At 41.7% G+C, this 12,384-nt stretch carries 19 protein-coding genes; all 19 read left to right on the top strand.

The window, feature by feature from the left end; translation table 11 throughout:
* Window positions 1-137: 137 nt before the first annotated feature.
* The 19 genes from MHH65_RS14580 to MHH65_RS14490 all read left to right on the top strand — a co-directional run bounded on the left by MHH65_RS14580 (window position 138) and on the right by MHH65_RS14490 (window position 12,369).
* Window positions 138-401, top strand: a complete 264-nt coding sequence (locus MHH65_RS14580; protein WP_098677625.1) for a helix-turn-helix transcriptional regulator — start codon at window positions 138-140, stop codon at window positions 399-401.
* Window positions 398-550, top strand: a complete 153-nt coding sequence (locus MHH65_RS14575; protein WP_268412755.1) for a hypothetical protein — start codon at window positions 398-400, stop codon at window positions 548-550. Before MHH65_RS14580 ends, MHH65_RS14575 begins: the two co-directional genes overlap by 4 nt.
* A complete protein-coding gene (locus tag MHH65_RS14570; RefSeq protein WP_080701215.1) occupies window positions 528-770 on the top strand; it encodes a hypothetical protein in 243 nt (80 codons plus the stop codon). The genes MHH65_RS14575 and MHH65_RS14570 overlap by 23 nt, the downstream gene beginning before the upstream one ends.
* 50 nt (window positions 771-820) lie before the next feature.
* The gene (locus tag MHH65_RS14565; protein ID WP_034282500.1) at window positions 821-1,222 is read left to right on the top strand and encodes a hypothetical protein; all 402 of its coding nucleotides are present in this window, start codon (window positions 821-823) and stop codon (window positions 1,220-1,222) included.
* Window positions 1,219-1,425, top strand: coding sequence for an XtrA/YqaO family protein (locus tag MHH65_RS14560; RefSeq protein ID WP_024423268.1), 207 nt, complete (start codon window positions 1,219-1,221; stop codon window positions 1,423-1,425). The genes MHH65_RS14565 and MHH65_RS14560 overlap by 4 nt, the downstream gene beginning before the upstream one ends.
* A 127-nt stretch (window positions 1,426-1,552) precedes the next feature.
* Window positions 1,553-2,071 (top strand): sigma-70 family RNA polymerase sigma factor, encoded by a 519-nt coding sequence (locus MHH65_RS14555; protein ID WP_034282498.1) that lies wholly within the window; start codon window positions 1,553-1,555, stop codon window positions 2,069-2,071.
* Between the two features lie 152 nt (window positions 2,072-2,223).
* Window positions 2,224-2,868: a phage terminase small subunit gene (gene terS / locus MHH65_RS14550; RefSeq protein WP_098677627.1), complete on the top strand. Its 645-nt coding sequence runs from the start codon at window positions 2,224-2,226 to the stop codon at window positions 2,866-2,868.
* Window positions 2,869-2,876: 8 nt separating this feature from the next.
* On the top strand, window positions 2,877-4,178 hold the full coding sequence (locus MHH65_RS14545; protein WP_176544479.1) for a PBSX family phage terminase large subunit: 1,302 nt from the start codon (window positions 2,877-2,879) through the stop codon (window positions 4,176-4,178).
* Window positions 4,175-5,632 carry a phage portal protein gene (locus tag MHH65_RS14540; RefSeq protein ID WP_024425905.1) on the top strand — a complete coding sequence of 486 codons (1,458 nt, stop codon included), beginning with the start codon at window positions 4,175-4,177 and terminating at the stop codon, window positions 5,630-5,632. The genes MHH65_RS14545 and MHH65_RS14540 overlap by 4 nt, the downstream gene beginning before the upstream one ends.
* A gap of 38 nt (window positions 5,633-5,670) precedes the next feature.
* Window positions 5,671-6,759 carry an XkdF-like putative serine protease domain-containing protein gene (locus MHH65_RS14535; protein WP_098677629.1) on the top strand — a complete coding sequence of 363 codons (1,089 nt, stop codon included), beginning with the start codon at window positions 5,671-5,673 and terminating at the stop codon, window positions 6,757-6,759.
* Window positions 6,760-6,781: 22 nt separating this feature from the next.
* Complete coding sequence (locus MHH65_RS14530; protein ID WP_340719335.1) at window positions 6,782-7,705, top strand: phage major capsid protein; 924 nt, start codon at window positions 6,782-6,784, stop codon at window positions 7,703-7,705.
* A 13-nt stretch (window positions 7,706-7,718) separates the two neighbouring features.
* On the top strand, window positions 7,719-8,102 hold the full coding sequence (locus tag MHH65_RS14525; RefSeq protein WP_024423261.1) for a DUF3199 family protein: 384 nt from the start codon (window positions 7,719-7,721) through the stop codon (window positions 8,100-8,102).
* Window positions 8,099-8,455, top strand: a complete 357-nt coding sequence (locus tag MHH65_RS14520) for a YqbH/XkdH family protein (RefSeq protein WP_268412767.1) — start codon at window positions 8,099-8,101, stop codon at window positions 8,453-8,455. The genes MHH65_RS14525 and MHH65_RS14520 overlap by 4 nt, the downstream gene beginning before the upstream one ends.
* Complete coding sequence (locus MHH65_RS14515; protein ID WP_070325947.1) at window positions 8,452-8,949, top strand: HK97 gp10 family phage protein; 498 nt, start codon at window positions 8,452-8,454, stop codon at window positions 8,947-8,949. Before MHH65_RS14520 ends, MHH65_RS14515 begins: the two co-directional genes overlap by 4 nt.
* Before the next feature lie 4 nt (window positions 8,950-8,953).
* Window positions 8,954-9,409 carry a phage portal protein gene (locus tag MHH65_RS14510; protein ID WP_268412768.1) on the top strand — a complete coding sequence of 152 codons (456 nt, stop codon included), beginning with the start codon at window positions 8,954-8,956 and terminating at the stop codon, window positions 9,407-9,409.
* Window positions 9,396-9,608, top strand: coding sequence for a hypothetical protein (locus MHH65_RS14505; RefSeq protein WP_034282476.1), 213 nt, complete (start codon window positions 9,396-9,398; stop codon window positions 9,606-9,608). The genes MHH65_RS14510 and MHH65_RS14505 overlap by 14 nt, the downstream gene beginning before the upstream one ends.
* 3 nt (window positions 9,609-9,611) lie before the next feature.
* Entirely contained in the window at window positions 9,612-10,958 is a 1,347-nt protein-coding gene (locus MHH65_RS14500; RefSeq protein WP_034282473.1) for a phage tail sheath family protein, read from the top strand.
* A 1-nt stretch (window position 10,959) separates the two neighbouring features.
* Entirely contained in the window at window positions 10,960-11,403 is a 444-nt protein-coding gene (locus MHH65_RS14495; protein ID WP_024423257.1) for a phage tail tube protein, read from the top strand.
* 525 nt (window positions 11,404-11,928) lie between these two features.
* On the top strand, window positions 11,929-12,369 hold the full coding sequence (locus tag MHH65_RS14490; RefSeq protein WP_012011040.1) for a phage portal protein: 441 nt from the start codon (window positions 11,929-11,931) through the stop codon (window positions 12,367-12,369).
* Window positions 12,370-12,384: the final 15 nt, after the last annotated feature.

Raw genomic sequence — 12,384 nt, 5'->3', positions numbered from 1 at the left:
ATGAGTAAATTTTATCATGAATTACACGGAAAAGATAAATAAATACACAAAAAGAATAAAAATGTGATTGACTTACTCGTTTTGTGTATATTATCATAATGAATATAACTTACACATATTGAGTAAGAGGTGGGAAGATGAAACTTGAAAATTTACGAGAAGAGCGCATATTGCAAGGAAAAACACAAACCTATATGGCGAAAAAATTGGGATATAAGTACACAAGCGGCTATGCGAATATCGAAATGGGCAGAACGAAGCCTAGCTTAGAAATAGCAAAGCATATTGCAGATCTGCTGAATACCGGGGTTCAAGAGCTTTTTTTTGGCCAAAAGTTACACGAAAAGAGTAATTGTTTAAGAGAAGATCGGTTCTTAGAAAAGGGGAGACGAACAGAATGAATATTGAACATCCAATGGTGACTCAGATGAGTGACTTTGGTTATCCAAAAGGTTATTGGTTATATGACATGAAACGATATGGATACCAAACAGAAATTGAGGACAGCTTGGAGGGAGCTGAAGAAGATGAGACATCAGCTGACGTTTGATGCTAGAAAAGAAGCGCAGCTTTGTTTAGACCAAGCTGGCGGCTGGATCGCCTTTCATCATCAGACACCGATGTTTGTTTTTGCCACATCAGAAGAGAAAGAGACATATATGACCCTCCTGGAAGCTAAGGTTGATGATACAAAAAAGGAGGAATCAGGTCAACGTGAAACGATGGAAGCAAATCATGACATTTTTGAAATGCTTGCTCAAAGCGAGTAAAAACGAACAAGACATCCGCCAGTGGGCAAAGGATGACGGGAGATCATAACATGGTCATCCATTTAATCATTGAACATGAGCATTTGTTAACAAAAGAGACATTGATGAAAAGAATACGATCAGCTGCAAAAGGGCAATGCCCGCAAAAATTAAAAGGCGCATTATCACTTGAAATTCGTTTATTTGATCACATGCCGTTTGATATAGCTGACTGCCAAAAAAAGCGTACATACGCAGAAAAAGGGTTGATACGCCCAGTACACGTCAGCATCTTTCAGCCGAATCTACAGCATATTCAAGAAGCACTTCATTCTATAGCCGATGAAGTCCCTCTGCAGATGGTCGATTTAAGAGTTTCTCAGTTTTATAGTATGTGTCCAAGAGTTGAAATCATTATCAATACGGTAGGTGGTGGCACGAGGCCAACACCAAAAAAGGAGACAAGCAGATGAACGAGCCAAAACAACTATTCATTCAAGAAAACCAAACATTTGTCGGTGAGATGGAAAAAGGAAAAATTCAAGTCATCGTGTTAGATGGGAATGTAGGAACGGCTTATAAAATGGATGTACCTGAACATGGAAAAACCATTATTCAAACGGCAAAAGGTCATTTTGCAAGAGTAGATCACGAGATTGGTTTTAAAATCAGCTAACTGACTGAACACATCAAAGCACAATATGTCCAAGACGGAAAGCCTGCGGACACTGATCAAGACCCTGCTAAAAGGGGACTTGATTGGTGTCCGTTTTTTATTTTCTTAAAAAAGGGAGAGAGCCAATATGCAAGATTTACTCATTGAATATAAAAGAGCTTTAAAGAATGCTAGAAAACAATATGAACCATTTAAAGAAAAAGAAGAACATCAGCTGTCCGTTCAAGACAAGCATGATAAAAAAATGATTGCCAGTATGGTAAGCGATCTGGAATACGTAGTAGAATGGCTTCAAATCGGAAGAGAGCCAGGCGCGCGCAGAGGATTAGACAGACGTTCAGTCTATCAGCGTACCATTCTCGCAAATCCAGAAGTGTTAGAGGCTTTATCACATGAATATACCCTTATTCAAGAGAAAGAAAGAGAAGTCAGTGAGAGAGACAAAAAAAGAATTGATGACGCTTTGTCTGTTTTAACAGATCGAGAAAAGGACGTATTCTTTATGCACACAACACAAGGGTTATCGTTTAGCGAGATTGCGGACATGCTGGATGTCAAAAAAGGAACTGTGCAAAAACATATGGAAAGAGCGCGGACGAAAATGTCCAAAAAAGTACAAGAACGCCTATTCAGAGCTGCTGAATAGGTGTTTTTTCTGTTCAAAAATAAATCAGCTAAAGCTTGTCTTACAGTTGCCACCTATAGTTAGAAAGACCAAACGAATGTTTGCTAGCCCTACACAAATGATTCCTTCAGAGGGAATCTTTCGAATTAAAAGGAGGCGGCAGGTGAATGTAAATGAAAGATAAACGGATAGAGGCCAAGCAGGATTATATGAAGGGGATGACGTACCAGCAAATTGCTGATCATTACAATGTCTCGATCCATACCGTCAAATCGTGGAAAAGACGATACGGATGGCAAAGACAAAAAACTTCGTCAAAGCAAGCACACTCGATTTTCAATCAATTTCTTTCAGATGAAACGATTGAAATCATGGAGAAATTGGATGGACGCACATCGCTTGATTTAATCTGGGACCAAATTCAAATTCAATATGCAGCCATTATTCGGGCGCAGCGAATCATGTATGTAGCAGATCAAGAGGACATGATCAAAGAGCTGAAAAAGGCGGCATACTTGCCTTCTTCATTAGAAGAAACAGGCGAAGGCATTCAGCCAGAACTAGACATCACCTCAGAAGAATACTCGTTTCAGTTTTCATGGGATCGGCATGCCACGTTTTTAAATGCACAATCCCGTGCAATGGGTGAACTCAGGCGTCTAATAAAACAGTTTGAAGAGCTCGCACATGCAAAGGATGAACGAAGATTAAGGCTGAAGCAAATTGAACTGACGATCGAAAAAACAAAAAAGGCAGTGCGTGAAGAAAAAGAGGAAGATCTTCAAATCATGATCAAGCGAAAAGAGGAAGACTCATGACGCCATTGATTGAAAAAGAAGTCAATCCTCACTTTGAACACTTTCTATTCGATTGGAATCAAAAGTTTCAATTTTTAGTAGGAGGCTATGGCTCCTCCAAAAGCTATCACATTGCTTTAAAGCTTGTCTTAAAACTGCTGGAAGAAAAGCGGACAGCACTTGTCATTCGAGAGGTGTATGATACGCACCGCGAATCAACCTTTTCTTTATTACAAGAAATCGTTAGCGACCTCGGCATCGACCACGTGGTGAAGTGCCGAAGTTCGCCGCTTGCACTAACGTTTCGAAACGGCAGCAGCATCTTATTTAAAGGACTGGACAAGCCTGAAAAATTGAAATCGATCAACAACATCTCGATCATTTGGATTGAGGAATGTTCAGAGGTTTCTTATGAAGGTTTTAAAGAGCTGCTTGGAAGGCTGAGGCATCCATCCTTACCGCTTTATATGATGTTATCGACGAATCCCGTTGGTCAGGATAATTGGACGTACAGACATTTTTTTCGAGATGAACAGCTGAAGCGATTTGTTTTAGATGACGAAACATTATACAAAAAGCGAACCGTTGTCATCAAGGATACGTATTACCATCACTCCACGGCGGAAGATAACCTATTCCTTCCTAAAAGCTACGTGAAGCAGCTGGATGAGCTGAAAGAGTATGACCCAGATCTCTATCGTATTGCGAGGAAGGGGTATTTCGGCATTAATGGCACAAAGGTTTTTCCTCAATTTGAGGTGAGAAGCCATTCTGATGTATTAGAAGCCATTCAGCAGATTGACAGACCGCTGAAACGAGCAGGCATGGATTTTGGATTTGTTGAATCATACAATGCGCTCATTCGGTTAGCTGTCGATCATGAAAAAAAGTACTTATATATTTATTGGGAATATTACGACCGCGGGAAAACAGATGATGAAACAGCCACTGACTTGAAAGAGTTCATTGAATCACAGGAACTGATTAAAGCCGATGCAGCCGAACCTAAAACCATTCACTATTTTCGGCAGCGCGGCTTTCAAATGGTAGCGGCACATAAGTTCCAAGGCTCACGTTTGCAGTATACAAAAAAAATCAAACGGTTTAAGAAAATTATTTGTTCTGATGCTTGTCCATATACCATCTATGAACTTCAATCACTAACCTATAAGGCAGATAAGGATGGACGTCTAGAGGAAGATGAATTTCAAATCGATCCGCACACTTTATCAGCCATCTGGTATGCGCTGGATGATTATGAAGTGACAGATTTGAAACAGACCGCCTTAGGGCGTGTCCGTCCAAACAGAGAGAGGAGGTCCATACAATGAAACAATTGAAAGCAACCATTATGAAGGCAAACATGTCTGATCATACAAAACAAATGTATGCAGATGAATTTTCCTACGAAAAAGATGACATTGTTCCCCCGCCTTACAATATCAATGAATTAAAAAGCATGGCAGAATATTCAACCATTCTTCAGCAATGTATTGATGCGTATAAGACCAATATTTTAGGCTTTGGTTTTGGTGTAGAATATGCCTTTGACTTTAATGCAGAAGGTGTGAAACCGGCAAAAAAGAAAGCAGCAGAGAAGGAATGGACAAGACTTGAAGAGTTTACGAAATACATGAACTATGATGAGTCTGCTGATGTGGTGCTTGGCTATGTCATCGAAGACCGGGAGAAAACGGGAAATGGTTTTTTAGAGGTTCTCCGAGATGGTCAGGGAAAGCCGGCAGGAATCGAGTATTTAGATGCGCTCCATATCCGTATTTGCAAGCTTAGTGAGCCAGTTGATGTTGAATTCCGGTATACAGAAAACGGCGAATTGAAAACAATGAATCGAAAGAAACGATTCCGTAAATATGTGCAGGTGATCAATGAAAAGAAAGTCTTCTTCAAGGAGTATGGTGATCCGCGCATTTTACATTGTGAAACAGGCAAATACGATGACACCACCCCAGAACCGCTGCGCGCAACAGAAGTGATTCATTTTAAAATCGGCAGTGGAACGTATGGGATTCCCCGCTGGATTGGCAACATCGTCAATATGTATGGGGCACGCAAGGCAGAAGAGTTGAACTATCTTTATTTTAAACAAGGGCGGCATGTACCTGGTGCCATCATTGTCGAAAATGGAATGCTGTCTGAGTCTTCCTATCAGCAGCTTCAGGATTATATGGACGATATCGAAGGCTCTGATCATGCACATAAATTTCTATTGCTTGAAGTCGAGGGTCTCCCGACGGAAAAAGGATTAACTGGAGAAGAAGATGTCTCAAATGTCAAAGTGAACTTCAAATCTCTAGCAGAGATCTTGCAAGAAGATGCACTCTTTTTAGAATACGATGAAAAAACAAGAAACAAAATCCGCTCTGCTTTTCGCCTGCCGCCTATTTACACAGGTGAGTCTCAAGACTATAACAAAGCGACAGCCGATACGGCGCGAAAAACAACAGAAGAACAGGTATTTCAGCCTGAACGGCATCTCATCACAGGAAAGCTCAATACCCTTTTCTTGCCGGATCTTGATATTTGGCATGTTCGTTTCCTATTAAATGGTCCTGACTTTAGAGATCCATTAGAGATTGCCAAGGTTCTGACACCGTTTATTCAGGCTGGGGCAGTGTCACCAAACGATTTGCGAGATCTAGCAGGACGTATCCTTGGGAAAACGTTAGAGGAATGGCCGGAGGATCTCTATCACAGACCTTTAGAAAGCCGCATGACATCAGCCGAACAAGAGCCTCAACGAGAGGCGAATCAGCTGAAGAAATAAACCGAAGCGCATGCGCTTTTTTGAAAGGGGGTGAACATATGCCAAGAGAATTAAAAAACGCAAAAATTACGCATGTTTCCTATGTGGACAGAGCCGCAAACAAAAAGAAATTCTTTTTGATGAAGGCAAAGAAAAGCCAGCCTGACTTTCAAAAGGAGGTTAGTGTGCTGACAAAGGCAGAAGATGCTCATCGTCTTGTGTATGGTGTCGTGTATGAACCGAATACACCTGATGCACACCAAGACTTTATGTCTGCCAAAGAAATTGAAAGAGCGGCACATGGTTTTATGAAGGATGCCCGCCACATTGACAAGCAGCATGATTTTCAACATGGTGTGGGCGAGGTTGTTGAATCATACATTGCCCCCGCTGATTTTGAGGTAGGCGGTGAGCTGATTCGAAAAGGATCTTGGGTACTTGTAACAAAGGCTTCCCAAGAGATTTGGGATCAAATTCAGAAAGGCCACATTACAGGGTATTCAATGGCTGGAACGGCGGACATCGTAGCAATAGAAGAACAAGATCAGCTCCTATCTCAAAGCACAAATGAGAGAGGGCTTTTTTCTTTGCTGAAAAATTTCTTTTTGAAAGAGGAAGGTGCAAACATGTCACAACAATTTTGGAGCGTTTTAGACCATCTGCTGGAAGCCTTACAGTCAAGTGATGGTGATGAGGCGGGTGTAAGATCAGCGCTTGAGCAATTGCTGCCAATCGTGCAGGACATTTTGAAGACAGAGGATGTGCTTCAAACGATTGGTGAAAGGCCAGCCTCCGTACAAAAACAAGATGCCGCTCTGACAACGGAGCAAGTACAAGAGCTTGAAAAAGCAAAAATGGCCATTGAAAACGTCTTACAGCAGGCAGAACAGCTAGAAACAGATCAAACAGAGGAAGAACCTGTCCAAAAGGTGCTTGAGCAAGTCGTTGCACCGATTCGTCATCAGCTTTCTTCCTTAGAGAAATCAGCCAGCAGAGAAAAAGCAGCGCTTGAGCAAGTGCTTCAGCAGCAGCTTTTGCCTATTTCAGAGCGGATTCACATGCTTGAAAAAGCGCGCGGTATGTCAAAACAAACAATCCACGATACACAAAACGACAGTACAAAGCCCATATGGGATGGCTTACTATAAGCCTAAATAAGGAGGAACCAGTGTGAGAAATCAAGAGTTGATTCGCAAGGCCGAAATGACACTTGCCAGCTTAAAAACCGGCGGTCTCATGAACGCAACCCAATCCAACACATTCATTAGAATGATGCAAAATACACCAACCGTTTTAAATGATGCACGTATCATTCCAATGGAAAGTGATTCACAAAAAATCGAAAAAATCGGCTTTGGCCAGCGTATTTTGCGCCCAGCAGAAGAAGGCAAAGCACTTGATGCGAAAGACCGTGTTGTCCCAGCGACAAGCACTGTCCAGCTAAATGCGAAAGAGGTCATCGCAGAGATTCATATGACCTATGACAGCATTGAAAACAATATTGAGAAAGACGGCATTCAGCAGACGATTATGCAAATGCTAGCTGAACGAGCAGCCGTTGACATTGAAGAGCTCATCGTCAATGGCGATACGACTTCAGCAGATCCATTTTTAGCTCAAATGGATGGCGTGAGAAAACAAGCAGTTTCTCATATCGTAGATGCAAACGGAGCGGAAATCAGCCGCCAAATGTTTAAGCAAGCCTATAAAGCGATGCCGTCAAAATATTTACGTGTACCTCAGGATTTCCGTTTCTACACATCCCCAAGCTTAGAGGTTGAGTGGAAGGATCAAGTAGCAAACCGTCAGACAGGCCTTGGAGATGCGGCCATTCAAGGCGGACTTTCTTCTGCATTTGGTGTGCCGGTCAAAGGTCTTGCCAATATGCAGGCATATGACGAAGCGGGAACAGACGTATCAGATATTTTGCTGACACACCCTAAAAATATTATCGTAGGTTTCTCTCGTAATATTCGAATTGAAGTAGAAAAAGATATTCGCAGCCGTAAATTTATTATTGTCCTCACAGCGAAGCTAGACAGCAAATTTGAGGAAGAGGATGCTGTAGCAAAAGTGATGAAAGTGAAAGAGTAGGTGACGGCAGGCCATGATCATTTCTGCTGAAGAACTGCAAGCCTATTCTGTCTTTGATCGTGTGAAAAATCGATCTGTGGAAAGACTGACAGCAGATATTATCGAAGCAGAAGCTGCGGTATTTCAGATCGTAGGTCACGATTTCTCAAGCGAAAAATATCAGCCCCTCCCTGAAAAAGCAAGAATCGCATTATTAAAAATGGCCCAATATTTTGCCATGCTGAATGATGACGAATCTATGATGAAAGGCTTTACGTCAGAGAAAATGGGCGATTATTCATATGCGAAGGCAGCTGATCAAGTGAAAGGCAGACCCTATGTATATGCCCTGCTTGTAGATTACATTGAACCAACATTGACCGGCGGTAGTGCCAAGTTAAAGGTGAGGTCATTATGAGCTATCAATCTCTATTAACAGATCGCTGTGATCTTTTTCACCTTGAGCATAAGGAGTCTGCCCGCGGGAAATTTGGAATTCCAGCTGATGATTTACAAATAACACTTTCCTATCCCGATGCTCCCAGCCTGACCGATCTTGCTTGTTATGTCATAGAAAAAAACCAGTCACTTGTGCAAGAAGAGCCGAATACAGTCATTTATCAATCCTATCTTGTCCATTTTCCTTTAGCAACTGATATTCGTTTGCATGACAAAATGGTGTGGAATGGCGTGTCACTCAAATTACAGCAGCCTAAAAAAGTGAAAAATCATCACATCGAAGTGATGGCAGTCAGGAAGGAAAATCTATGAAAATTGATGGACTTGACCGGCTGATTTCACAGCTGCAGACAGCGGGTGATGGCGGCTTAAAGGCAGAATATCAAGATTGGCTGAAGGACATGGGCCTGCAGTTTTTAGACATCATTCAGGATGAATTAATCAAGGAGAATGCTGTTGATACAGGCCGGCTTCTTAGATCCTTTACACAAGGCGATAAGGAGAATCATTTTCTCATTTCAAAAGGCGGCCTCACACTTGAAGTGGGAACGCAGCTTGAATATGCCTCCTATGTCAATGACGGACATGCCACTTCTTCAAGTGGAGAGCGAAGATGGGTGCCTGGCAGATGGACTGGCAGCCGCTTTGAATATGATCCGAATGCAAGTACAGGAATGATGCTTGCCTCTCAATGGATTGATGGCAATGGCTACTGGGATCATGCTGTCATGCTCTATGAGCAAATGTTTGACCAGTCGCTGGATCGAAAGCTGCAAAGCTGGTTCGATCGACATTTTGGGAGGTGATGGAATGAATCAAGAAGTCGGGGCAATCATGCATTATATCTACACACACTTTCCTGTGAGAATGTATGATCGTCTTTTGCCAGAACGCTTTCAAGTGCCATCCGTTTACGTGCCGCCTGTGACAGTGATCAGTGGTCCAGATACGGTCTCTACCTTTATGAAATCTTATTCGCTGCAAGTGAAAGTCTTTCATATTGATACAGAAAAAGCACATGATGCGGCAGAATCAATCGTTGATGCATTGCTTGCTGATCGTCAAATCATTCAGATGATGAGTGAAGACGGAGAGGTGCTTGATGATTATGTCCGCATAAAAAGAGTGGAAACAAGAATGATAGATCAAGGCGTAGCAGCGATTGTCCTGACGTGGGATAGCAGCTATTGGTATAACCGTGACAAACAGGCAAGCCTTGAAGATATCAACTTTTCAGATGGGGTGATCAAACGTGAGCAAGACTAAACATGCTCAGCCCGCTCAAACAGCCGGCGAAGAAAAAGAATTTGGCTTTTCATTTGAAGCCTTAAAGGAGCACAGTAAGGATCTTTTTGGGGTCAAACCAGAAATCCTTGAAGGGGCTCTTTTTTATATCAAACATCAACCAATTACAAAAACAGAAGCGAAAAAGCACATTGATGCTTTTTTGTCCAAGGAGGTTTAAAGGATGAACGGAGGCACTTTTACACCAGGTACAGAGAAAAAGCGTCCTGGTATTTACTTTAATTTTAAAACAACAGCAGAGCAGCGAATTACTTTAGGCGATCGAGGTACAGTGGCACTTCCCCTTGTGATGAGCTGGGGAGAACCCAAAACCTTTATTTCCGTTTCAAACATGGAAGATTTAAATAAAAAGGTTGGACTCAACATTGATGATAAGTCACTTCTTCTTTTCCGTGAAGCAAAGAAAAAAGCCCAAACGGTCTTGCTTTACCGCCTAAATGAAGGAGAGCCGGCCAAAGCCGAAATTGCTGAAAATTTTGTCGTCACAGCAAATTATGGCGGCCTAAAAGGAAATGAGATCACAGTACAAGTCGCAGAAAATGTACTTGATAGCACAAAACGCGATGTGATCACTTATCTTGGAACAGATATTGTGGATAAACAGGTCGTCACTGATGTCAAAGACCTTGTGAAAAACAAATACGTTCAATTTTCTGGTGAAGGTGAAGCCGTCATCACAGCAGGTGTGGCACTAAGCGGCGGGAAAAACGGCGTGGCAAGTGTCGCAGATTATACAGCTTTCCTAGAAGCAGCAGAAACAGAATACTTCGATGTCATTGCCCTTCCAGTCGATAATAGTGAGCAATTAAAAGCAACCTTCGCTTCATTTATCGAGCGTCTACGTGATAAGCAAGGACGTAAGGTGCAAGGGGTTGTGGCGAATTATGCAGCGGACCAAGAAGGAATCATCAATGTGACAAGCGGCGTTGTCCTCGAAGATGGAACAGAACTAACACCTGCCCAAACAACAGCATGGGTCGCAGGTGCAAGTGCCGGAGCAAATTTCAATCAGTCATTGACCTTTGTTGAATACGAAGGAGCAGTCGATACATTAGAACGCCTTGACAATGATCAAGTAGAATACCGATTATCACAAGGGGAGTTCCTTTTCACCTTTGATGCGAGAGATCGTACCGTGAGTGTTGAAAAAGATATTAACTCCTTGACTAGCTTTACAGCTGAAAAGAACCAGCAATTGGCGAAAAATAAAATCATTCGTGTGCTTGATGCGATCAACAATGATTTAACATTCGAATTAAAAAATCTGATTAAATTACGTAAAGCCAATGGCAATGACATTCCAGCATCAGATGATGGTGTGCAGCTTGTGAAAACACTGATTACTCAGTATCTTACACAGCTTCAAGATGGCAGCGGCATTACAGGCTTTAATTCAGAAACAGATATCGTGATCGGTCTCAATGAAGATCGTGATGGATTTATCATCGATTTAGCGGTTCAACCAGTAGATGCAGCAGAAAAATTCTATTTCAATGTGGAGGTGAAGTAAGATGGCTTTTAAAGCGCAAAATACAATTTCAGGTAAAGAAGGTCGTCTTTTCTTAGAAGGTGAGGAGCTTGCATTTATCAAAACCTTCGAAGCAAACGTGGAGAAAAACAAATCAGAAGTCAACGTCATGGGCCGCCGAATGACTGGACATAAAACAACTGGAGCAAACGGAACAGGAACGGCAACATTCTATAAAGTTACGTCCCGTTTCGTTCAATTAATGCTCAATTATGTGAAAAAAGGAGAAGATCCATATTTCACTCTTCAAGCTGTCATTGACGATAAATCATCAGGCCGTGGCACTGAGCGTGTGACATTATTTGATGTCAACTTTGATTCTGCTAAAATCGCTGGATTGGATGTTGATTCAGAGGCGCTTGAAGAAGAAGTTCCTTTCACATTCGAGGACTTTGATCTGCCTGAAAAGCTGAAGAATACATTCTAAGAAAAGTGGAGGAAATTAGCTAATTAATTAGCAAAATAATAACTGAATATGCTATAATGCAGTTGTAATACAACCGTCTTGAAGCCGTCTTCATTTCTTCTGGTGACGTCTTGTATTCGATTCATTAAAATATGTTTACATGCAAAGCGATTTGCATAAAATAAAAAGAAGCCAGGATGCTCTAACATCCCGGCAATGTACAATGAGGCCCTTCAAGGGGCTGGCTTTTCGAATAGGTTCTTTAGGTAGACTTCCCTTTAACCTTCCACAGCTCAAGGGGAGTCTATTTTTTGTCTATATACGTCAACAAAGTAAAGATAAACATCCCGAATAAAAGCATAAGGGAAATCGCTTCAAATGTTGACATATGCATCACCCCCTTCCTATCGGGGATGAGCCAGACGCCCTTGAGCAAGCCGTTCAATTGTACAATTTAAATTATACATGAAAAGATTGGAAAGCACATTCAAAAAATGGATGTGCTTTTTTGCATTCAAAAAAACATAACAAAGGGAGTTTTTAAACATGAGTGAAAAACAAACATTTGATCTTTCATTTTTTATGCCAGGACAAACAGTAGAAGCGGAAGAAGTCAAAGTACCGATTTCTAAGCGTTTTGTTGATAAAAAAGGGAATGTCATTCCTTTTGTCTTTAAAGCCATTACAACTGAACGTATTGATGAATTGGAAAAAGAAAACACAACCTTCAAAAATGTCAAAGGCAGAGGACGTGTGAAAGACTTAGACAGCCAGCGCTTCTACGCACGTATTGCGATTGAATCGACGATTTACCCAGATTTCCGCTCAAAGGAATTAAGAGAAGCCTACAGCACACAAGATCCAGTTGAAGTAGCAAAACGGGTCCTGTCAGTCGGCGGTGAATATGCGAACTGGTTAAACAAAGCGATCGAAATCAACGGATTCGAAGATGAAATTGAAGATTTAGAAGAAGCAGCAAAAAACTAATAAAAGATGGGGATA

The sequence above is a fragment of the Bacillus sp. FSL L8-0654 genome (assembly GCF_038629965.1).
In the GTDB taxonomy this organism is placed as follows: domain Bacteria; phylum Bacillota; class Bacilli; order Bacillales; family Bacillaceae; genus Bacillus; species Bacillus safensis.
Note: the sequence above shows the minus strand (reverse complement) of the source record. Positions and strands in the feature narration are given on the sequence as shown.